19 protein-coding genes are annotated in these 20,554 nt (G+C 62.1%); 9 read left to right on the top strand and 10 right to left on the bottom strand.

All coding sequences use genetic code 11. The features are described from left to right. Positions 1-38 precede the first annotated feature (38 nt). Positions 39-1,244: a PucR family transcriptional regulator gene (locus HMPREF3172_RS04860; RefSeq protein WP_176746129.1), complete on the bottom strand. Its 1,206-nt coding sequence runs from the start codon at positions 1,242-1,244 to the stop codon at positions 39-41. A gap of 34 nt (positions 1,245-1,278) precedes the next feature. Here HMPREF3172_RS04860 and HMPREF3172_RS04855 point away from each other — a divergent pair, with 34 nt between their 5' ends. Together HMPREF3172_RS04855 and HMPREF3172_RS04850 are read left to right on the top strand one after the other, a co-directional pair. Then, positions 1,279-3,318 carry a hydantoinase/oxoprolinase family protein gene (locus HMPREF3172_RS04855; protein WP_019174274.1) on the top strand — a complete coding sequence of 680 codons (2,040 nt, stop codon included), beginning with the start codon at positions 1,279-1,281 and terminating at the stop codon, positions 3,316-3,318. Beyond that, positions 3,315-5,273 (top strand): hydantoinase B/oxoprolinase family protein, encoded by a 1,959-nt coding sequence (locus HMPREF3172_RS04850; protein WP_070428759.1) that lies wholly within the window; start codon positions 3,315-3,317, stop codon positions 5,271-5,273. The genes HMPREF3172_RS04855 and HMPREF3172_RS04850 overlap by 4 nt, the downstream gene beginning before the upstream one ends. Positions 5,274-5,348: 75 nt before the next feature. Here the strand turns inward: HMPREF3172_RS04850 and HMPREF3172_RS04845 are convergent, their stop codons facing one another. Further along, a complete protein-coding gene (locus HMPREF3172_RS04845) occupies positions 5,349-5,795 on the bottom strand; it encodes a hypothetical protein (protein ID WP_070515846.1) in 447 nt (148 codons plus the stop codon). Positions 5,796-6,209: 414 nt separating this feature from the next. Between HMPREF3172_RS04845 and HMPREF3172_RS04840 the strand changes: the two genes are divergently transcribed. Both HMPREF3172_RS04840 and HMPREF3172_RS04835 read left to right on the top strand, forming a co-directional pair. Next, positions 6,210-6,425, top strand: coding sequence for a heavy-metal-associated domain-containing protein (locus tag HMPREF3172_RS04840; protein ID WP_070515844.1), 216 nt, complete (start codon positions 6,210-6,212; stop codon positions 6,423-6,425). Then, a complete protein-coding gene (locus HMPREF3172_RS04835) occupies positions 6,422-8,659 on the top strand; it encodes a heavy metal translocating P-type ATPase (RefSeq protein ID WP_083281418.1) in 2,238 nt (745 codons plus the stop codon). The genes HMPREF3172_RS04840 and HMPREF3172_RS04835 overlap by 4 nt, the downstream gene beginning before the upstream one ends. Before the next feature lie 121 nt (positions 8,660-8,780). Here the strand turns inward: HMPREF3172_RS04835 and HMPREF3172_RS04830 are convergent, their stop codons facing one another. Next, the gene (locus tag HMPREF3172_RS04830; protein ID WP_070428756.1) at positions 8,781-9,053 is read right to left on the bottom strand and encodes a hypothetical protein; all 273 of its coding nucleotides are present in this window, start codon (positions 9,051-9,053) and stop codon (positions 8,781-8,783) included. A gap of 104 nt (positions 9,054-9,157) precedes the next feature. Between HMPREF3172_RS04830 and HMPREF3172_RS04825 the strand changes: the two genes are divergently transcribed. From HMPREF3172_RS04825 to HMPREF3172_RS04815, 3 genes are read left to right on the top strand one after another with little or no spacing between them, the layout of a single operon-like run. Then, the gene (locus HMPREF3172_RS04825) at positions 9,158-10,294 is read left to right on the top strand and encodes a CaiB/BaiF CoA transferase family protein (RefSeq protein ID WP_070428755.1); all 1,137 of its coding nucleotides are present in this window, start codon (positions 9,158-9,160) and stop codon (positions 10,292-10,294) included. Between the two features lie 34 nt (positions 10,295-10,328). Beyond that, the gene (locus HMPREF3172_RS04820; RefSeq protein WP_070424152.1) at positions 10,329-11,234 is read left to right on the top strand and encodes a response regulator transcription factor; all 906 of its coding nucleotides are present in this window, start codon (positions 10,329-10,331) and stop codon (positions 11,232-11,234) included. A gap of 3 nt (positions 11,235-11,237) precedes the next feature. Beyond that, on the top strand, positions 11,238-12,491 hold the full coding sequence (locus tag HMPREF3172_RS04815) for a sensor histidine kinase (protein ID WP_019174266.1): 1,254 nt from the start codon (positions 11,238-11,240) through the stop codon (positions 12,489-12,491). A gap of 51 nt (positions 12,492-12,542) precedes the next feature. Here HMPREF3172_RS04815 and otsB read toward each other — a convergent pair whose 3' ends face one another. From otsB to HMPREF3172_RS04790, 5 genes are all read right to left on the bottom strand, one after another. Next, entirely contained in the window at positions 12,543-15,200 is a 2,658-nt protein-coding gene (otsB, locus tag HMPREF3172_RS04810) for a trehalose-phosphatase (RefSeq protein ID WP_083281417.1), read from the bottom strand. Continuing rightward, the gene (locus HMPREF3172_RS04805) at positions 15,197-15,853 is read right to left on the bottom strand and encodes a hypothetical protein (RefSeq protein ID WP_070424134.1); all 657 of its coding nucleotides are present in this window, start codon (positions 15,851-15,853) and stop codon (positions 15,197-15,199) included. Before HMPREF3172_RS04805 ends, otsB begins: the two co-directional genes overlap by 4 nt. Next, a complete protein-coding gene (locus HMPREF3172_RS04800; RefSeq protein WP_061944645.1) occupies positions 15,837-16,226 on the bottom strand; it encodes a QcrA and Rieske domain-containing protein in 390 nt (129 codons plus the stop codon). The genes HMPREF3172_RS04805 and HMPREF3172_RS04800 overlap by 17 nt, the downstream gene beginning before the upstream one ends. Before the next feature lie 78 nt (positions 16,227-16,304). Continuing rightward, positions 16,305-16,889, bottom strand: a complete 585-nt coding sequence (locus HMPREF3172_RS04795; RefSeq protein ID WP_070515842.1) for a DUF421 domain-containing protein — start codon at positions 16,887-16,889, stop codon at positions 16,305-16,307. Then, positions 16,886-17,560 (bottom strand): trimeric intracellular cation channel family protein, encoded by a 675-nt coding sequence (locus HMPREF3172_RS04790; RefSeq protein WP_070515840.1) that lies wholly within the window; start codon positions 17,558-17,560, stop codon positions 16,886-16,888. The genes HMPREF3172_RS04795 and HMPREF3172_RS04790 overlap by 4 nt, the downstream gene beginning before the upstream one ends. 162 nt (positions 17,561-17,722) lie before the next feature. On the opposite strand from HMPREF3172_RS04790, the gene HMPREF3172_RS04785 reads away from it, so the two are divergent. Beyond that, on the top strand, positions 17,723-18,949 hold the full coding sequence (locus HMPREF3172_RS04785; protein ID WP_070515839.1) for a pyridoxal phosphate-dependent aminotransferase: 1,227 nt from the start codon (positions 17,723-17,725) through the stop codon (positions 18,947-18,949). 65 nt (positions 18,950-19,014) lie between these two features. After that, a complete protein-coding gene (gene udk, locus HMPREF3172_RS04780; RefSeq protein ID WP_019174259.1) occupies positions 19,015-19,626 on the top strand; it encodes a uridine kinase in 612 nt (203 codons plus the stop codon). 90 nt (positions 19,627-19,716) lie between these two features. Here udk and HMPREF3172_RS04775 read toward each other — a convergent pair whose 3' ends face one another. Next, positions 19,717-19,968 (bottom strand): hypothetical protein, encoded by a 252-nt coding sequence (locus tag HMPREF3172_RS04775; RefSeq protein WP_141741577.1) that lies wholly within the window; start codon positions 19,966-19,968, stop codon positions 19,717-19,719. A gap of 185 nt (positions 19,969-20,153) precedes the next feature. After that, on the bottom strand, positions 20,154-20,405 hold the full coding sequence (locus HMPREF3172_RS04770) for a hypothetical protein (protein WP_062022920.1): 252 nt from the start codon (positions 20,403-20,405) through the stop codon (positions 20,154-20,156). Positions 20,406-20,554: the final 149 nt, after the last annotated feature.

Genomic DNA, 20,554 nt, shown 5'->3' with positions numbered 1-20,554 from the left:
CCTACCAGCGTTCGGCGAGGGCCACCTAGCCAGAAAAATCAGAGCGCGGCGCCCTCCCGCCACAGGTGCGCAATGAAGAGGCTCGCCAGAAAGTCGACGTTCTTCATCGACTCACCGTGGGCCTGCTCGATCTGGCTTAGGCGATACCGCACGGTGTTCGGGTGAATGGACAGCGCTTCTGCGCACTTATCCACGCTCTGGTCATGCTGAATATAGGCGCACACCGTGGAGACCAGGTCCTGTTTGTCGGCAATGACGGCCGCAAACCGGTCGAACTGCGAATAGTCCAAACGCGAAGGACGCTGTGCCAGCAGCCACTCCAAAGGTCGAAGCTCAACAACGGTCTGCACTTTTCGCCCCCGGTTGATCGCCATCCGCTCAGCGCGGATTGCCGCGGCCGCATGATCCGGAACCGTGCCCAGGTCGTCGAACACCTCGGAAACCCCTGCCGATTCCACACCCTCGATCTCACGGAGAGCGTCCACAATGTTCAGGTCAGCGCTGATGAGCATGCGAAAGGTGGAGCGCTCATCCCCGCTGATTGACTGATGGATCAGCGCGATTCCCCCGTCGGCGGCCAACTTCTCGGTTTCTTCGACAAGCGAGGCCGGTTCGACATTCACCGTGCCGCGCACGTAGACCACGGGAGAGTAGACCGTGAACCCCAACCGCTCCAGACTGTCCCAGTAATACGGCACGCGCGCTGTCAGAACACCCGATTCCAGCTGGCGGAGAATCTGCTCGGACCAGCGCACACGCTCATAGGCAGCAAACGCGGCAACACCGTCAAGACTTGCCAACACTGCCTCAAGACGCTCAAGCAACCACAGGCCGTCATCCTGCATAAAACCTTCGTCCGACCCAACGAGAACCGCACAGTAGCGGCTGCCGCGAATCGTCACAGCGCGCACCAAAGCACGCCACCGCCCCAACTGCAGCTGCCCCTCGGCAATGCCGTTCTCCAGGGACGCCGCGAGCAGGTGAACGGGTGCCCTCCCGGCCGCACGGACGGGATTGCCCGAATGGTCGAAGATGATTGCCCCGCCGTCGACATAGGCATTGAGCTGGCGAACTACAGCGCCCAGAGGATCGGGCGAACCCATGGCCCGCAGCAGGGCCTCAACAGCGGCAAGCCTTTCTTCAGCGTCCATGGCACCTCCCCTTTCGACGTCTTTGGAGAATCTACAAAAACGGCCGGGGAAGACTTCGTTTTCACCATTGAACCACGGTGTGCTCCGAACCACACTGGGAGGCACATCATGAAACAAAGGAGTATTCGTGAAACCACTTCGTGTCGCTGTCGATGTCGGAGGAACCTTTACCGACGTCTGTATTTTTGACGAAAAAACCAAGTCGATGCGCGTGACAAAAGTCCCGTCGACTCCCTCAAACCCCATGGAGGCCATTCTCAACGGCGTGAAGCGCGGTGAGATCAACCTCGAAGACGTTGAGCTTTTCTCCCACGGCACGACCGTGGCAACCAACGCGCTCATCACCCGGCGGTTCCCCGAGGCCGCGCTTGTCACCACGAAGGGCTTCCGGGATGTCATTGAGATCCGCGACGGCACAAAGGACGACCTGTGGGACGCCTACAAGGACGTGTCCCCGCCGTACATTCGCCGCCGCGACCGCTTCGAAGTCACCGAGCGGATCGATTACTCCGGCCGTGTTGTCACACCCCTGGATGAAGACGAAGCGGTCGAACTCGCCGGCCTGCTGCGTCGTCGCGGTGTGAAGACCGTTGCGGTGTGCTTCATCAATTCGTACGCGAATGCGGAAAACGAAAATCGGATGGTCGAAATCCTCCGTCGTGAACTTCCCGACGTCGCGGTGACGAACTCGGCGGAAGTGCTGCCGGAAATCTTCGAGCACGACCGCTTCACCACCGCCACGGCCAATGCGCTGCTGGGCCCGCTCGTGTCGGACTACGTCGAACAGCTTGACGAAAAGCTCACTGACGGCGGCTACGACGGTGACCTCCTGCTGCTGCACTCCGGCGGCGGATCCATGACTCCCCCGCTGGTGAAGAAGCTGCCGGTGCGCCTTGCCGCATCTGGCATTGCTGCGGGCGCCATCGCAGCCCAGCACGTCGCCCTGCAGTGCGGTTACGAAAACGCGGTCGGGCTCGACATGGGCGGCACCTCGACCGATATTTCTCTGGTCGACCGCGGCAACCTGCGCACCACCCACAGGTGGGAAGTCGAGTTCGGCCACCCCATCGTGTTCCCCAGCATCGAGGTACTCACCATCGGCGCCGGAGGTGGATCCCTGGCTCACATCGACATCGCCGGCTCCCTGCGCAACGGACCCCAGTCGGCCGGTGCTGACCCCGGTCCGGCCTGCTACAGCCTCGGCGGTGATGCCCCGACGAACACGGACGCCAACCTGCTGCTGGGCCGGCTGGGAACCGACCTTGCCGATGGCGCTATGTCACTCGACAAGAGCCGCTCGAAGACCGTCATCGAGCGTGACATCGCGAAGCCGCTGAGCATGGATACGGACGATGCCGCCGAGGCGATCCTCCAGGTTGCCAACGCCAACATGGCTGATGCTGTGCGCCTGGTGTCCATCCGCCGCGGGCTCGATCCGCGTGAATTCGCGCTTGTCGCCTTCGGCGGTGCGGGTGCACTCCACGGTGCTGATGTTGCTCGTGAACTCGGCATCCCCGCCGTCATTGTTCCCCCGAACCCGGGCGTGCACTCGGCTATGGGCTGCCTGCTGGTCGACATCCAGCACGACCTGTCGGAGATGTTCGACGCTGACGCCAAGAACGCAGACACCGACGAACTGTCCGCCGCCTACGGTCGTTTGGAAGACGAGGCGTGGGAGCGACTGCGCGCTGAGGGTGTCGCTGCCGAAGACTCGACAATCCAGCGCGGCATTTCGATGCGCTATCACGGCCAGTGGCGTTCGCTGCAGGTGCCGATCACGCAGGAAGGCGGCCTGGCTGAGGCCATCCAAACCTTCCACGAAGAACACGAGCGCCGCTATTCGTTCCGTCAGGACGACAAACCGGTTGAGATCTACCAGATCCACGTCAAGGCCATTGGACGCACACCCAAGCCGAGCTTTGTTCCCGAAAAGGAGAAGACCACCTCGACTGCCGAACCGGTTTCCACCCGTCAGGTGCGCTGGAACGGCGAATGGACCGACACTCCCATCTACAACCGCGATGAACTCGGTTGGGGCATGGTGATCGAAGGTCCAGCCATCATCGATCAGCTGGACAGCACCACGGTCGTTCCGCCGTACTGCACGGCTGAAATCGACGAATGGCACAACATCCGCATCACTTTGGACAATGGAGTTGAAAAGTGACCACCGCACAGCACGAACTCGATCCAGTCACCTTTGAGGTTCTGAAGAACGCTTTTGCAACGAGCGTTGACCTCATGAGCGAGCAGATTCTTCGAACCTGCTATTCCTTCGTCATCTATTCGCGCGACTTCAGCTCTGCTCTGTGCGATGCCGAAGGCAACACGGTCATGCAGGGAAGCGGCGACATCGCCGTGCACGTCGGGACGCTGCACTTCCAGTGCAAGGCGGTGCTCGAACAGTTCGGCGATGACATCAACGAAGGCGATGTCTTTGCCGTCAACGACCCCTATCGGGGCGGCACGCACTTCAATGACGTGAGCTTCATCCGCCCGATCTTCGCAGAGGGCAAGATCATCGGCTACGCACAGAACAAGGGCCACTGGGCGGACATCGGCGGCAATGTGCCCGGTTCGTTCGACGTCAATGCAACCGAGCACTTCAGTGAAGGCCTGCGCATCACGCCTGTGCGCGTATGGCGCAAGGGCGAGTTCCTTCACGATGTTGCGCAGCTTCTGGTGTCGAACACCCGTGATCCCGAAAGCGCACTCGGCGACCTGCGTGCCCAGTCGAAAGCAACCGACGTGTGTGCCCGCGAAGTGATTCGCCTGGTCGACAAGTACGGCTTCGACACGGTGAAGGCTGCCATGCAGGAAACCCAGGACTACGTGTGCCGCACAGTTCTGGAGAACCTCAAGCAGCTGCCGCAGGGCACGTGGGAGACGACTGACTACCTTGACTTCGACCCGGCCCACGGCGAGGGCATGGTGCCGATCACGGTGAAGCTCACGCTTGATGACGACGGCATTCATTATGACGTTTCGGGCGCACCTGCCGTGTCGACGTTCCTCAACTCCGGCTACGGCACCACGTTCTCGGCCATCTATGCGGGAACCAAGTCCTTCTTCCCCGAGGTGCCGCTCAACTCCGGCTTCTATGAGGCGGTGACCGCCGAGATCGGCGAAGAGGGCACTGTGATCAATGCCGGCTGGCCGCACGCTGTGACCGGCTTCTGCTCCGGTCCGTATGAAAAGGTCATGAACGCCTGCTTCGAACTGTGGTCTCAGGTCATGCCGGACCGTGCCATGGCATGCGCGTTCAACCTGGAGTATCTGCTGGTCGGCGGCCATGATGCGCGAACCGACGATGACCAGTACTTCATGTGGTACGACTGGATGGCCGGCGGCTGGGGTGGGCGCTCCACAAAGGACGGTTCGTCTGCCACCGCACCGGTTTTCGGCACGGGTCTTGCCGTGCAGCCGATCGAAGGTCAGGAGCGTTTGAGCCCGGTTCTCACAACCGAGCACGCCATCGCCACCGACTCCGGTGGACCGGGACAATTCCGCGGCGGATGCGGTATTTCGAAGGGCGGTATGCTCACCGATGCTGCACGCACTGTTATGAGCTACTGCTGTGACCGCGGACGGTCTGTCACGTGGGGAATCAACGGTGGCCTGCCGTCGATTCCGCACGGCGTGTGGCTCAACCCTGACACTGAGGACAGCCGCTACCTGGGTGCCACGTTCTCGAATGTTCCGGTTGGTCCCGGCGACACGTTCACCCGTCCGTCTGCTGGCGGCGGCGGCTTTGGTGACCCGCTGAAGCGCAAGCCGGAGGACGTGCTCGAGGATGTTATCGACGAATATGTTTCACTTGAGCGAGCCGAACTCGACTACGGCGTTGTCATCACGCCGATCGACCCTGAACTCGACAAGTATGAAATCGACTTCGATGCAACCGAAGCTAAGCGCGAAGAAATCCGCTCGCAGCGCGATGGCTGGTTGGAAGAAGACGCTTCGTCTGTGGCAGAGCGCTACAGCAAGGGCGATCTGAGCGTCCACGATGTCATCCGCCGCTACGGAGTTGTGCTCGACTGGGGCACCGGTGAGCTCTACCCGAAGACAACAGAGGAATACCGGGCACTCATGCGCAAACGCTCACAGACTCACTGGAGCTGACAGATTTGGAGCTGGCTTGGCCGGGATGTCCTCTGAGGAGGATGCCCCGGCCAAGTCGGTTCCACCTCGGCCGCCCTACTTGTTCTTTTCTGCCCTCTTCGCCGCCCTCTTGGCTGCTCGGCGCTCGCGGGCTCGGGCGCGCTTCTTCTTGCGGATGTCGACGACCCAGCGCGGCACAATAGGCCACGGCAGCGGGATTCCCATAATTCCGATCATGCCGATAACCGGAAGGGCGGCAGCCACTGCGTACACACAGAAAAGCACCGGTTTGACCGAGTCTGGGATAGTGAAGCAGGACAGCAGCATTAGGAACCCGAAAAGAAAGAAGAACAGTGAACCGAAGGGAACCAAATACAGGGAGGCATCGCGGTCCGTGACGCCGCTCTCCCAACCATCAGCCGAGTCGTACCACTCTTCGGTTTCAGGCTTTTTTCGTATGGCCTTCATGTAGAAGGTCCAGCCGAGGCCCCCGCCGAGAAGCATGCCAATGCCAAGCAGCAGAGCAGTCGGGTCCAGATTCATAGACGGTGACCTCCAGCGGATGCTTCGGGCGGTGCTGAACAAAAACCTACCAGCGTTTGGCCTGGGTCAGTGTTTCCAGAGGGGCTGCTGATTCCGATCTGTTGGTCATGAGACTTGAAGTTTTTCGCCGGCTGCGACACGTTAAGCCCCTCGGAGGTCCGAAGAAAAATGAGGACCGGCCCTGGACTGCTACGAAGAGCAGCGGAACCGGTCTTGATAAGCCGTATTTTACCGAACTTACCGCCCTCACACAACGCCCACAGCCCACCACAGCCCCCATGGAATATTCTGGCGGGTGTCGTCGTTGCCCCGGTAGACCCACCAAACCGGCGACACACGCCAACTCGGTGGGCACCCGAAACTCAATGCCACGGCGAAGCCGCGCACGGCATCGCCTGAATTTTAGGAGGGCTCATGGCTACGACGACCATCAACGTTTCCGGCCTCACCTGCAACCACTGCGTCAATGCAGTCAAGGACGAAGTCGGCGCAATCGACGGCGTGCAGTCCGTCAAGGTGGAACTCGTCGAAGGCGGAATCTCGCCGGTCACCATCGAATCGGCCACACCGCTGGCCGAAGCCGACCTCAACGACGCAATCGACGAAGCCGGCTACACCATCGTCAAATGACTCCCACCCCAGCCGAACACCCAGACCCGGTCGGAAGCTCCACCTCGGCAACACAAGTCCGGGAAGTCGACCTTGCCATTACCGGCATGACGTGCGCGTCATGCTCGTCACGGGTGCAGAAGAAGCTCAACCGGCTTGACGGGGTCGAGGCGGTGGTCAACCTGCCTCTGAACTCGGCTCACGTCGAGGTCAGCTCAGATGTCACCGACGAGGACCTCATCGCAGTGGTCGAAAAGACCGGCTACGGGGCGTCGGTGCAGTCCTTTGAGGACCCAGCAGACGAACCGGATCTCGCCTCTCGCTTCCGTACCCGCCTGATTGTCAGCGCAATCCTCGGGGCTCCGGTCATCGCCATTTCGATGGTCATGTCGTGGCATTTCCCGGGATGGCACTGGCTGATTCTTGCGCTGTCGCTGCCGGTTGTGACGTGGGGTGCGTGGCCGTTCCACGAGGCGGCGTTCAAGGCCGCACGCGGTTTTTCCTCCACAATGGACACCCTGATTTCAGTGGGTGTCATCACCGCGACCCTGTATTCGCTGTGGACTGTTTTCGCGCAGGCGGCGGCCGGAAATTGGGTTCTGCCGCACAATGCGCACGTGTGGTTCGAGGCCGCCGTCGCCGTCACAGTGTTCCTGCTGGCCGGGCGCGTGCTGGAGCACCGCGCCAAGTCGAATGCCACGAAGGCGCTGCGTGAACTCATCAACCTGGGCTCAAAAGAGGCGCTGCTGGTTGAAACCGACGCTGACGGCCAGGTCACTGAGCGCACTATCGCCGCTGATCAGTTGCGTGTGGGCGATGTTTTCCGCGTCCGCCCCGGTGAAACAATTGCCGCTGACGGCACAGTTGTCGGCGGTACTTCAGCCGTTGATGAATCCATGCTGACAGGCGAATCCGCACCCGTCGAGGTCACCGAGGATTCGAAGGTCACGGGCGCAACCATGAACACCTCGGGCACTTTGACGGTGCGGGCCGATCGCGTCGGTTCGGACACCACTCTTGCCGAGATGTCCCGCCTAGTCGCCCGCGCCCAAACCGGCAAACCTGCCGCGCAGCGCATTGCCGATTCGATTTCCGCAGTTTTCGTGCCCACGATTTTGGGCATCGCCGTGCTCACCCTGCTGGGGTGGGGCATTTTCGGCGGCGACTGGATTTACGGTCTGCACGCCGCGATCACGGTCGTCGTCATCGCCTGCCCGTGCGCGCTGGGGCTGGCCACACCGACCGCGCTCGCGGTGTCGTCCGGCCGCGGTTCGCAGCTGGGCATTCTGGTCTCCGGGCCCGAGGCCATGGAAGCAGCCCGCACGCTCGACACCGTCGTGCTGGACAAGACCGGCACCGTCACCGAGGGCCGCATGCGGGTGGTTTCGCACGATCTGACACCTGACGATCTGGCGCTCGCCGCCGCTGCCGAGGGTGCCAGCGAGCACCCGATCTCTCGCGCTGTTGTTCAGGCCGCTTCCCACATTGACGAGGCGGAGGCTGGCTCAGATTCGCCTGTTTCCGTTAGTCGTGAAGTCACCGATTTTGCCAACATCTCAGGTGGCGGGATCACTGCCACAGTTGATGGGCACAAGGTTCTCGTTGGAAGCTCGGCGCTTCTGGCTGACCAGGGTGTTTCTGTCCCGGAGGTTGATGACCACCCGGCTGCGACTGAGGTTGCTGTTGCGGTTGATGGTGAATTCCGGGGTCGGGCCTGGGTGGCCGACACGATTAAGAACTCCGCCAAGCCTGCCATTGACGAACTGCACGAACTCGGTCTGCGCGCTGTTCTGCTCACTGGTGACAACCCGGTGTCCGCACAGGCAGTGGCTGACGCCATCGGCATTGACGAAGTTCACGCGGGTGTGAAGCCGGAGGACAAGTACGCGCACGTTCAGGCCCTCCAGGCTGAAGGCCGCAGTGTTGCGATGGTCGGCGACGGAGTCAATGACGCCGCTGCCCTGGCCGGAGCGGATCTGGGCGTAGCGATGGGCACGGGAACCGATGTTGCGATTGCGGCTTCGGACATTACACTCATGCGTTCGGACCCACAGCAGATTCCACAGGCTATTCGCCTATCCCACCGCACTGTTCGCAGCATTAAGCAGAACCTGTTTTGGGCATTCATCTACAACGTGCTGGCTGTGCCCATCGCGGTATCGGGCAAACTCGACCCCATGATCGCAGGGGCCGCCATGGCGTTCAGTTCAGTGTTTGTTGTGCTCAACAGCCTGCGGTTGCTTCGGTTCAAATAGCCGGTTGCACCAAGGATTAATCCGCACTGCCGGGTTTCGATTCACTCACCCCAGGTGAGTGAAGCGAAACCCGGGGAAGAAAAAGAACGGGGCAGGCGCCTCGTTCTTTTTCTTATTCAAATCAGTCCATCACGGGCGAATCGGGGTCGTGAACGGTCTTGTCCTTCGACACGATGTAGTTCATGAGTGCCGCCAGTCCGGTGACCACGATCGCCGTGATCACGGTGTAGAGAAGCACCAGGCCGAAGCGCTCAAACGACTGCCAGCCGCGGGTGAAGATCATTGTCAGCACGAACACAATAAGGCCCGTGATGATGCCGAAGGTGTACGTGTCCTTATAAGACACAGCCTTGGACGAACCCGAATTCTGCGAAACCGACGTGTCTTTTGCCATGCCGTCCAGTGTACGCGCGTCCGAATGGCAAGCACCGTTCGGCCGTGTCAGTGCCCCTGTCTAATATGTGACCCAGATGACAAAGCAGTCACAGAAGGGACACCATGACTCAGCACAGCACAGCCGGCGGCAACACGGAAACAAGCCAGCACACAAGCACAGCCGGGCCGCTGGCCGGACTGAAGGTCGTTGAGTTCACAGGACTGGGCCCGGGTCCGCACGCCGCGATGATCCTGGCTGACCTCGGCGCTGATGTTGTGCGAATCGACAGGCCGGGCAACGCTAAGAAATCTGACGTCACGGCGCGCGGCCGCCGAATTGTCGAAGCTGATCTGAAAGACCCTGCGGCTGTCGAAGGTGTGCTCGAACTGCTCGATCGGGCCGATGTGCTCATTGAGGGCTTCCGCCCCGGTGTCATGGAGCGCCTTGGCCTGGGGCCGGATGTGCTTCTCGAACGCAATCCCGGCCTGGTGTACGGCCGTATGACCGGCTGGGGGCAGGACGGCCCGCTGGCAGACCGTGCGGGTCACGACATGGGCTACATTGCGCGCACCGGCATGGCCTCGCTCATCGGCAGCGCTGACAGCGGCCCCGTCCCGCCGCTGAACCTTGTTGGCGACTTCGGGGGTGGGTCCATGTTCCTGGTCACCGGCATCCTCGCCGCCCTGTTTGAGCGCAGCTCCACTGGCCGCGGCCAAGTGATCGATGCCGCTATCGTCGACGGCACAGCAACACTGGCCACCATGCTGTGGGCCCTGAAAGACACGGGCATGTGGCAGGACGCTCGCGGCCGGAACTTCCTCGACGGATCGCAGCCCTCGTACTCCTACTACCGAACCTCCGACGGCGAATACCTTGCCGTGGCACCGCTGGAACCGCAGTTCTTCGAAGAGCTGCGCGAACACCTGGGCCTGCCCGAATGGACCCAAAAGGGCCGCTTCGACCCGCGGAAGTTCGCGGAAGTCCACCAGCTCATCGCCGATGCCATCGCACAGCACCCGCTGGCGCACTGGACTGAGATCTTCGACCCCACCGACGCCTGCGTTGCCCCCGTGTGGTCCATGGAACAGGCACTGGACGACCCCCAGCTGAAAGCCCGGGGCACTTACACGGAAGTCGACGGCGTCACCCAACCGCGACCGGCACCTCGTTTTTCTGCCCACGGCCGTCTGGACCCCCGCCCGGTCAGCAAAGAAGCTCAGCCGATCGACACAGTGGTCCGAGGGTGGTCTGTCGACTAGAACTCAGTAGAATACCCATCGGAAAGGGGTGGGCATGCATATTGTCTTGGTCGAAGACGACGAAGTGATCCGCGAAACCACACAGTTGGCTCTGGAGCGCTTCGGCTACACGGTCACGACATTCGCCGACGGCCGCGACGGCTACGAATACGTGGCCGAACACGGCGCTGACGCCGTTCTGCTCGACCTCATGCTGCCCACCATGAACGGCGCGTCCATCACTCGTGCCATCCGCGAAAAGTCGACCGTGCCGATCATTGTGATCTCTGCGCGGTCTGACCCAATCGACATCGTCCAGGCGCTCGAAGCCGGGGCGGATGACTACCTGACGAAACCGTTCGACATGCAGGTTCTCAACGCCCGCATCCGCACTATCGTGCGCCGTTTCGTCACCGCGGGCACCGGGGCGATGGGCTTCGGCTCCGCCCCCGTCGGACAGGACCCCGTTGGATCCCCCAGCCCGCACACAGCTCCCACTGGCGGCACAAACACAGCGACCGCCCAGCAGTGGGAGGGCGGCCGCAACGACACAGCGCCCATCCTGGGCGCCAGCGCGATCCCGGAAGTCCTGGGCCCCACCCCGGGACTGCAAGATCCGTCGAGCACCACCTCGGGAGGTGCCTCGAGCCCAACTGTAGGCCCCGATGCGCGCTCCACGACGACCAAGCTGGGTTCCCTCGAACTCGACAACAGCCGCCTGACGGTCACGGTCGACGGAAAAGAAGTCCACCTGACCCCCACCGAGCTGCGAATTCTTCTGCTGCTGACAGAAGACCCGAAACACGTCTACTCACGCGAAAAGATCGCGATGACCGTGTGGGGCGGCGAATGGGCTGGCGATTCGCGTGTTGTCGATGTCCACATTCAGCGGCTGCGCAAGAAGATCGGTGCCCGCATGATCGAAACCGTCCGCGGTTTCGGCTACCGCTTTGCAGGCTGAGCCGTGTCACTGCGGCTGAAACTCGTCCTCGTTCTGTTCGCGGGCGTGGTGCTCACAGCGCTCATGCTCGGGGCGGTTGTGCGCAATACGTCGAGCAACACTGACGATGCTCTGTTGCGCAGACAAGCCCAATGGAAGCTCGAACAGGCACACAGCGTCTACCGCGAAACGGGCCAACTGCTGCTGGACGCCCGCATCAACAGCCCGGAAGCCCCCGAAGCCGCACGCGAATCCGCCCAACAGGGACGGACCGCCACCGTGAAGGGGACGCTGCCCGAAACCGGTGAACCCGTCATGTGGGCGGCCATGCCGATCACCGTCGGTGGGGAAACCGAGGTGCTGTCGACCTACCATTCGGCGGTCGAATACGAACAGATGCGCAAGAAGTCCAACACGACCATCATCATCGCGTCAGTCATCGGAGCGCTGCTCGTCGGCGGCTTCGGAGCGCTCACAATCGGGACGATTTCCGGCCGACTGACACGCGGGGCCGAAGTGGCCAGGCAGATTGCCGCCGGCGACACCTCGGTGAAGATCGGCGATGTCATCACCAGCGGCCACGACGAAGTCGCCGACTTCGCCGATGCCGTCGATTCCGCTGTGGCCCGGCTGTCAGAGCGCATCGACACCGAACAGCGGTTCACAGCTGACTTGGCGCACGAACTGCGCACGCCGCTCACCGGCCTCATCACCGCCGCCGGCCTGCTGGAAGAAGACTCCCGAGCAGCGGAACTGGTCAAGGAGCGAGCCCGCCGAATGCAAGAGCTCGTCGAGGACCTCCTGGAGGTCTCCCGGCTGGAGGGCGGAGCCGCACGCGTCATCGTCCAGCCCATGCACGTTGCAACCACACTGCACGCGCTCATCAGCAATCTGCGGTCATCCGGCGCGGTGGGCGACCACGTCATCAACTCCGACTTCGCACTGGCAGACGTGACCATCAACACTGATCAGCGGCGCTTTGAGCGGATCGTCACCAACCTGGTCATCAACTCCATCAGGCACGGCGCCGATCCGATCACGGTCACCGCAACAGACACGGCCGTGCGCGTAGAAGACCACGGTCCCGGCTACCCCACCGACATCCTGACCATCGGCCCCACGCGCTTCTCCAGCGGCGGGGGCGGCGGCATGGGACTGGGCCTCGTGATCGCTCAGGGGCAGGCGAAGCTGCTGGGCATGGACCTGGGGTTCGGCACCGGACAGGCAGGCGGCGCAAAGACCGACCTCAAATGGGGCAAAGACGCGCTAGCCGGCTGACGCGGGCGCCCCGCGGGGCACGCCTGCACTGAGCGCGTGCGGGCTCCAGTCTCACTCGCTCAGGGCGATTGCCGCCTTGATGTGTCCGATGTGGCTGTAGGCCTGCGGTGTGTTGCCCAGGTGCCGTTCGGCAACGGGGTCGTATTCCTCTGGCAGCATGCCGGTGGGGCCGATTAGTGCTTCCATGCGGTTGAACAGGTTGCGCGCATCAGCGGTCCGGCCGACCATCTGCAGCGATTCGATCAGCCACGACGTGCAGATGTGGAAACCACCCTCAAGGCCCGGCAGGCCGTCGTCGTAGCGGTAGCGGAACACGGTGGGTCCTTCGCGCAGGCTGCGCTCAACGGCGTCGACGGTTGCGCGGAAGCGCTCATCATCAGCCGGCAGCATGCCGGACAGTCCGACGAACAGACACGCGGCGTCGAGATCGTCTTCGCCGTAGGCAACCGTGAACGCGCCGACCTTGGAGTTGAAGCCCTTGGAGCAGACGTCGTTCTTGATGTCCTCGCGCAGCTGTTCCCAGTCAGCACCTGCGGGACGGCCGAACTCTTCGGCCGCTTTGAGCGCCCTGTCGACCGTCTGCCAGCACATGACCTTCGTGTACACGTTGTGCTTCGGTGCCCGGCGGGCTTCCCAGATGCCGTGGTCGGCCTGGTGCCAGCGGTTGGCGACCGCCTGCACGAGGTCTTCCAGCAGCTTCCAATGCGAATCCGACAGTGTCCCGTCAAAGCGGGCGAGGCTCACGATGAGGTCAGCAACCGGACCGAACACATCCAGCTGGACCTGGTGTTCAGCGGCGTTGCCCACGCGCACGGGCCTGGAACCGGCGTAGCCGGGCAGGTGTTCGAGAACGGCTTCTGTGACCAGCTGCGAACCGTCGACCGCGTACAGCGGGCGGAGTTCTTCAACTGTCATGCCCTGTTCGGCGGCCTGCGCGATGATGGCGTCAAGCCACTGCAGGAAACCGCGGGCCTCAGCCGCAGAGCCAAGATCAACAAGCGCCGAGGCGGTGAGCGCACCATCGCGCAGCCACGTGTAGCGGTAGTCCCAGTTGCGCACACCGCCGATGCCTTCGGGCAGCGAGGTGGTCGCAGCTGCCAGGATGCCCCCGGTGGGTGCGTGGCACAGCCCGCGCAAAGTCAGGGCGGAGCGCCCAACCCGATCGCGCGCCTTGGTGGGCAGGCTAAGCGCTTCGACCCATTCGCGCGATTCTTCTTTCACTGATGTGCGAACGGCGGCTTCGTCTTCAAGGACCGCAGCCGCAGTGTTTTCAGCTCCGCCGAGGATGAGCGCGAGCACAACCGGTGCGTCCTCTTTTAGTTTGACGCGGGCAATCGCGGTTTCGGATTCGCCGTCCTGGATGACTTTGAACTGCACGTCGGGTGCAACCAGCTCAACGGATTCTGCCACACCGCGCACCCGCACACCGCGGTCGGTGAGCTTCAGACGTACGGGGTAGGCGCCGTAATCGGGCCGAGGTGCAAAGCGGATGAGCGCTTCCCCTTCGCCTTTGAGGGCGCGCACCAGAACGGCGGATCCGGCTGGGTCGCCGTCGGCCACGGGTGCCAGGTAGTCCGTAACGGAAACCTGCTGCCAGCGGGTTTCGAGGATGTGCGTGGCGTCGCGGTAGCGCTGGGAAATGGGCAGTGCATTGGGTTCGCGGGCCGGCACCACGGAGAAGTAGCCGGCGTCGTCGCTGCCGAGGATTTCCGAGAACAGGGAGTCCGAATGCGGCAGAGGGTGCGGCAGCCAGGAAATCTGTGCGGTCGGGTCGACCAGCGCGGTGGTTGTCCCGTTGGACAGCAGGGTGTAGCGCTCAATCGGCACGGCTTCTTTGCCGAACAGCCACGCGCGGCGCAGCGCAACAACCGAGGACAAGACGAGTGCCACCTCGTCAGGTCCGCTCAGCAGGAACCGAGCGGCGGTTTCCACACCGTTCCCGTTTTCGCCGTGTCGGTTTTCGGCTGCGACCTCTGTGACTTTCAGCCCCAGGTCGTCTTCGCCGAGTGAAGCGAAAGCCGGTTCGTCTGATGCGTCGTCGCCGATGTACAGCACGGTCGGCTGATCCAGGCGGCGGCGCAGTTTGTTCAGGGCGTCGCCCTTGGTGGAGTCGACCACTGTGAGGTCAACGACTTCTTTGCCGCGCACCGAACGCACACCCGACAGCGCTTCGAGCCGTGCCACGGCTTCTTCTGCCTGGCGGCGCTGAGCTCCTTCGAGCCCGCGCAGGTGGATGGCAGCACCGGAGGGTTTGGGTTCGATGTTGAGCGCAGGCATGGCCGCCTGGACCGAGGCCAGACCGTGCCGCAGGGTGGACAGCGCGTGCTGTTCTGACCGGCTGAGCGATTCTTCGAAGTCCGTGTCGGTTTCCCCGCCGTGAGAGCCGACCAGGTGGACTTCGCGTGGAAGCCGCGACATGGCGGCGAGGTCCCGCAGGGACCGCCCGGAAATCACTGCCGAGGTGGTGTTGTCGAGTTCTGCAAGGGCCCGCATGGCCTGTACCGATTCTTCTTTCGGGTAGGCGTGGGCGGGTGAATCGACGATGGGGGCGATGGTGCCGTCGTAGTCAGTGGCGACGAGGAGCTGTTCCGCGCGGGCCAGCTGCTGGATGATCCGGAAGAGCTCCGGGTCGAGTTTCCGCAGAGCGGTCTGTACGCCGATGCCGTGGGCGTCGGCTGAGCTGGTACCGATGTGCGCGTGGTTGCTCATTCCCCATCCTCGCTGATTGCGCCGGTGTTTTTCCTATTGTTGCGCGTAAAGCCGCCGACCGCATAGACCACGCCGATGATCGTTGCAGCCGCTCCGGTAAGGCCCATTTCCGACAGTGCCTTCATGTTCGATCCGGCGATCATGGCGATGGCCAGAAGCAGGTGGACGGCGGCGGCGATTGCGAAGTCGGTGGACATCCGCTGGTGTTTCACGCGCAGGTAGATCCACGCTTCGAGCAGTCCGTGCAGCAGCGCCCACACCATGATCGCCGCTCGCACTGCGCCGGCTTCAGACGCAAACAGCAGGAAGCCGGCTGCCGGCAGAACAACAACTGCTTGGCCCAGAAGCTGGGTGCGCAGGGCTGGGGTTTTCGCCGCCTGGCCCAGCAGCATGAGGGCCTGCACGACGATGTAGGCCAAGATGAGCAGCGCTGCTGTGCGCACTCCGACGGCAGTGTTGAAGGGGCTGTCGATCTGCACGCGCGGCCAGAACACCACGACGATTCCGAAGATGACCGACCACAGTCCCCGGGCGATCATCCACGTGGCTACGCGCCCGTAGTGGGTGAACTCGTTTTCTTTCGCCGCGGATGCGCGAACTTTCTGTGAGCCGCGGGTTTCTTCCGGGCTCGAAGCGTCACTTTCCGGAGACATGCAGCGTGTCGCCGTCCTGGGTCAGCTGAGCTTCGTCAAGCGGTTTCTGGGCGGCACCGGAAATGAACGAGCCGTCCTTGGAAGAGAAGTGCGATGTGTGGCAGGGGCACACGATCTTTTCTTCGTCCACCTGGTTGACCAGGCAGCCCTGGTGGGGGCACACGGCGGAGAACGCTTTGAACTGTCCCTTCTCGGGCTGCACAACGACGAAGTTGTCCTTGATGATGCCGGAGCCTTCCGGAACGTCAGCAACGTTGACTTCGATTTCACCGAGGTCCTGGCTGGAGCAGGCCGCCAGAACGGTTCCCGTGGCTGCGACAGTTCCGATGACACCGGCGCTCTTGAAGACATCGCGCCTGCTCATGGTGGACATAGATGTTCCTTCCCTCGAAGTGTGTTAGGCCCAGCTTCGCACAGCCGGGTTCACGAAACCTGAGAGACCCCGCCGATGCTATTCGGTGAGATCCCCCGGTTTGTGCCCCAGGATCTCCTCGGCCCCAGACACACCTCGGAGCAGCTCCGGGTCGACCTGCTCGTCCGTTTTGATGACGGTGAACTGGCCGGTCTGTTCGAAGATGACGCCGCGCACCTTTTCCGGCTGAAAGACCCCGTTTTGGCGCAGCGCGGCATAGAGGTCAACGCGGGCCAGGTGGGCTCTCTTGAGCTGGTCTTCCAGAACTTCGCCGTTGGCCATGACGACGATGGGATGCGGGGCGGTGCGCGACTGCGCTCCGAATCTGCGGTTGATGAACCGCATGAACGAGGCGAGCGTAAGGATGCACACCAGCGCGATCACACCGGTGGCCAGTGTGGGCTTATTGCCGAGGATGACACGGCCGGCAACCGAGCCGAGCATGATGACTGCGATCGTGTCGGTCATGTACAGCGATGACAGCGAGCGCGCCCCGTAGAGCCGCACGAGCAGCGCCAGGATGAAGTAGATGCCGATTGCCGCACCGATGATGAACGGGATTCGCCACAGTTCGATGCCGAGGTTCGCCGCGGTCTGCGACCACCAGCCAACGGGAGGCGTCATTCCTGTTCCTCTTCTCTGCTCAGGGTGCGGCGGGTGATGGGCCGGATGGACCAGCTGCGCATGGATGAGGGTGCTCGCCAGCCGAAGCGCAGCGCAAGCAGGCGAAAGATGGTCACCATTGCGATGACGCCGACCTCGGACCACCAGGTGATGAGATCAGCCTGGTGGAGCCCGGCGGTGACTGCCGCACCGACGACGGCGGGGATGACGTAGAGGTCGGAGCTTTGGAACACGACGGGGACGCGGTTGGCGAAGACATCGCGCAGCATTCCGCCGCCCACACCGGTCATGAGTCCCAGCAGAACGGCCGACAGCACCGGCATGCCGTAGTGCAGGGCTTTTGTGGTGCCGATGACGACGAACACGCCCAGGCCGATCGCGTCGAAGAACACGATTCCGCGCTCAGCCTGCACAACGCGCGGACCGATCAGGTAGACGATGATGCCGGCGGCAATCGGGATGAGCAGGTAGACGGGATCTTTGAAGGCCGCCGGCCTGGTGGCCAGGATGAGGTCGCGGGCGATTCCCCCGCCGGTTGCGGTCAGCATGCCCAGCACGATTCCGCCGGTCAGGTCGATGTTCTTTCGCGACGCCAGAAGGTTCCCCGACAGGGCGAATGCGAGAACGCCCACCAAGTCGAGGATGTAGATGTACATGTCTGTCGACGGCATAGCGCCTCTATTATTGCTCGCTCGCCCTTTCGGTGCCGCCTGTCTCGTCCTTGAAGATCAGGCGGGAGGCGGGCGGCACCTCGACGGCTGTGTCGTCAGCGAAATCCGGTGGCCTAGTGTGTGGTGTGACGCACACAGCAGAAAGGCAGCAGAAAGGCAGCCATGTTCAAGCAGTCGGACAAGCTCAAAGACGTGCTCTATGACCTGCGCGGTCCCGTCCTGTCGGAAGCCCAGAAAATGGAGGCGGCGGGGCACAAGATCCTCAAGCTCAACATCGGCAATCCGGCTCCGTTCGGCTTTGAAGCGCCCGATGCGGTGCTGGTCGACATGATCAAGCACCTGCCGGAAGCGCAGGGCTATTCAGATTCCAGGGGTCTGCCGTCGGCTCGCCGCGCGGTTGTGCAGTACTACGAAACCCGCGGGATCGAGAACCTTGATTCTGACGAGGTGTTCTTGGGCAACGGCGTTTCTGAGCTCATCACGCTGTCGCTGCAGGCGCTGTGCAATCCCGGTGACGAAATCCTGGTGCCCAGCCCCGACTATCCGCTGTGGACCGCCTCGGTCGCCCTGTCCGGCGGCACCCCGGTGCACTACCGGTGCCTTGAAGAAGACGGCTGGAACCCTGACCTTGAGGATCTCGAAGCGAAGATCACCCCGCGCACCAAGGGCATTGTGGTCATCAACCCGAACAATCCCACCGGTGCAGTGTATTCGCGTGAAACGCTTACGAAGATCGTTCAGCTGGCCGAAAAGAACGACCTGCTGATCTTTGCCGATGAGATCTACGAAAAGATCACCTACGGCGATGCCGAAATGATCAACATGGCCTCCCTGACCGGCGAAGACGTGCTGTGTCTGACGTTCTCCGGACTGTCAAAGGCCTACCGGGTGGCCGGCTACCGTTCCGGCTGGCTGGCGATCACCGGGCCGGACTGGAAAGCCCAGGACTACATTGCCGGGATCAAACTGCTGGCCGATATGCGCATGTGCGCCAATGTGCCCGCCCAGTACGCGATTCAGGCCTCCCTTGGCGGACGTCAGTCAATTGACGACCTCGTGCTGCCGCAGGGCCGCCTGGGTGCGCAGATGGAACTGGCCACACGCAGGCTCAACGAAATCGACGGCGTGGACTGCGTTCCCGCCCAGGGTGCCCTGTACCTGTTCCCCCGTTTGGACAAGGACCGCTTCGGCATTGTCGACGACGAACAGTTCGCGCTGGATCTGCTGCGCGAACAGAAGATCCTCGTCAGCCACGGCACCGCCTTCAACTGGGAAGACACCGACCACTTCCGCCTGGTCACCCTGCCCAGCGTCACCGACCTCGCAGAAGCCCTCGACCGGCTTGAAGAGTTCCTGTCCAGCTACGACCAGAAGAGCATGCACGCATAAGCCGAGCGGCACCTCGGCAGCGGCTGCTCGACTATTCTGTACGGGAACGATTTCGAGGAGGCCCGATGTCCTGTTTCACGGTCGGTGTTGCCGGCGGCACCGGCAGCGGCAAAACAACGCTGACGCGAGCGCTGCTTGACCGGTTTTCCGGGCAGTCCTCGGTTGTCTTCATGGACAACTACTACAAGGACCAGTCACACCTGACGTGGGACGAACGGGTGGTGACGAACTACGACGCACCCGAAGCCTTCGATGTCGAGCTCATGGCCGAGCACCTGCGGCAGCTGCGCGCGGGGCACGCGATTGACTGCCCCGTGTACAACTTCGCGGAACACAACCGCGCCGCCGAGACCATCCGGGTGGAGCCCTCCCCCGTTTTGGTTATCGAGGGGATTCTGCTGTTTGCACTGCCGGAGCTGACCGAGCAGCTGGACCTCAAACTGTTCGTCGACACGGACGCCGACGTGCGGATCCTGCGCCGTATTCAGCGCGACGTGGTGGAACGCGGCCGGTCACTGGCTTCGGTCGAAGAGCAGTACCTCAAAACGGTCAAGCCGATGCACGAACTCTACGTGGACCCGTCGAAGCGCAGTGCGGACCTCATCATCCCCGAAGGCGGACGCAACATCGTCGCCCTGGACACGCTCATCAACAGGATCGAACGCGAAGTCAGCTGAGCGGCTGCTGCGGTTGGAGTTGTAGCTGCGGTTGGGCATTAAACAATGCGGCGGGAGCAGAACGCTCCCGCCGCATTGTTGTTTGGCAATTCAGGCCAGCCCTTCAGATTCGAGCAGTTTCTTACGGCCGCGGTAATAAGTGTCGATAGCGTTCCAGGCTGACATGGACAGAGGAAACAGCAACCACAGGCCAAATACCAAAAAACGGTTATTATGGCCCCCTAGCAAAACTGTCATGGCAATCGCAATACCAAGTGAGGCCAACCCCAACAGTGCGAACTTTTCCCAACACTTTCGTTTTAAGTCAGAAACGGCATCAGACAATTGGGTGAACTTGCTCATACGCACTTCACCTCCTTAATAGCGTCACCACCAGGCGTTCCCGTAATGCGCAGGGACTTACCGTTCTTACATCTGCCGTGATTAGAAATGAAATCTGCTGTCACGGCCCCCAATGCCGCTGATACAAATTTCGCAGCCTTCCCGCCGGGGGGCAGAACGCTCCCGCCACATTGCTGTTTGGAAGTTCAGGCCAGCCCTTCAGACTCGAGCAGTTTCTTACGGCTCTGGTGGAACCTCTCCAAAACTGCCCAAGCCGACAATCCCAGAAAAAGAAGCAAGCCGACGGCGAACACTAGGAAGCGATTGTCCTGCCCCCACGCCAACAGCATCATCCCGAAGGCGACCGCAACGGAGAATATTGACCGCAAGGCGAAGCTGTTCCAGCAGTCCTTTTTCAATTCAGATATTCGCTCGGTTACATCTGATGGTTCAGTCATACGCACTTCACCTCCCGAATTCCGTCAAGTGCTGCAGTTCCGGTAACTCCCAGGGATTTCCTGCCCTTACAAGTTCCGTGGGAAAACAGATAATCGGAAACTGCCGCCCTTATCTGGCTCTTCCGGTTCTAGAGTGCGTTGACCCGGGC

The sequence above is a fragment of the Brevibacterium sp. HMSC08F02 genome, assembly GCF_001807555.1.
GTDB lineage: Bacteria > Actinomycetota > Actinomycetes > Actinomycetales > Brevibacteriaceae > Brevibacterium > Brevibacterium ravenspurgense.
Note: the sequence above shows the minus strand (reverse complement) of the source record. Positions and strands in the feature narration are given on the sequence as shown.

Excerpts from the sequence above, each read along its gene's own strand:
- HMPREF3172_RS04845 (WP_070515846.1), bottom strand. The coding sequence starts at position 5,795 with ATGAATCTGGACCCGACTGCTCTGCTGCTTGGCATTGGCATGCTTCTC.
- HMPREF3172_RS04840 (WP_070515844.1), top strand. The coding sequence starts at position 6,210 with ATGGCTACGACGACCATCAACGTTTCCGGCCTCACCTGCAACCACTGC.
- HMPREF3172_RS04835 (WP_083281418.1), top strand. The coding sequence starts at position 6,422 with ATGACTCCCACCCCAGCCGAACACCCAGACCCGGTCGGAAGCTCCACC.
- HMPREF3172_RS04830 (WP_070428756.1), bottom strand. The coding sequence starts at position 9,053 with ATGGCAAAAGACACGTCGGTTTCGCAGAATTCGGGTTCGTCCAAGGCT.
- HMPREF3172_RS04825 (WP_070428755.1), top strand. The coding sequence starts at position 9,158 with ATGACTCAGCACAGCACAGCCGGCGGCAACACGGAAACAAGCCAGCAC.
- HMPREF3172_RS04820 (WP_070424152.1), top strand. The coding sequence starts at position 10,329 with ATGCATATTGTCTTGGTCGAAGACGACGAAGTGATCCGCGAAACCACA.
- otsB (WP_083281417.1), bottom strand. The coding sequence starts at position 15,200 with ATGAGCAACCACGCGCACATCGGTACCAGCTCAGCCGACGCCCACGGC.
- HMPREF3172_RS04805 (WP_070424134.1), bottom strand. The coding sequence starts at position 15,853 with ATGTCTCCGGAAAGTGACGCTTCGAGCCCGGAAGAAACCCGCGGCTCA.
- HMPREF3172_RS04800 (WP_061944645.1), bottom strand. The coding sequence starts at position 16,226 with ATGTCCACCATGAGCAGGCGCGATGTCTTCAAGAGCGCCGGTGTCATC.
- HMPREF3172_RS04795 (WP_070515842.1), bottom strand. The coding sequence starts at position 16,889 with ATGACGCCTCCCGTTGGCTGGTGGTCGCAGACCGCGGCGAACCTCGGC.
- HMPREF3172_RS04790 (WP_070515840.1), bottom strand. The coding sequence starts at position 17,560 with ATGCCGTCGACAGACATGTACATCTACATCCTCGACTTGGTGGGCGTT.
- HMPREF3172_RS04785 (WP_070515839.1), top strand. The coding sequence starts at position 17,723 with ATGTTCAAGCAGTCGGACAAGCTCAAAGACGTGCTCTATGACCTGCGC.
- udk (WP_019174259.1), top strand. The coding sequence starts at position 19,015 with ATGTCCTGTTTCACGGTCGGTGTTGCCGGCGGCACCGGCAGCGGCAAA.
- HMPREF3172_RS04775 (WP_141741577.1), bottom strand. The coding sequence starts at position 19,968 with ATGAGCAAGTTCACCCAATTGTCTGATGCCGTTTCTGACTTAAAACGA.
- HMPREF3172_RS04770 (WP_062022920.1), bottom strand. The coding sequence starts at position 20,405 with ATGACTGAACCATCAGATGTAACCGAGCGAATATCTGAATTGAAAAAG.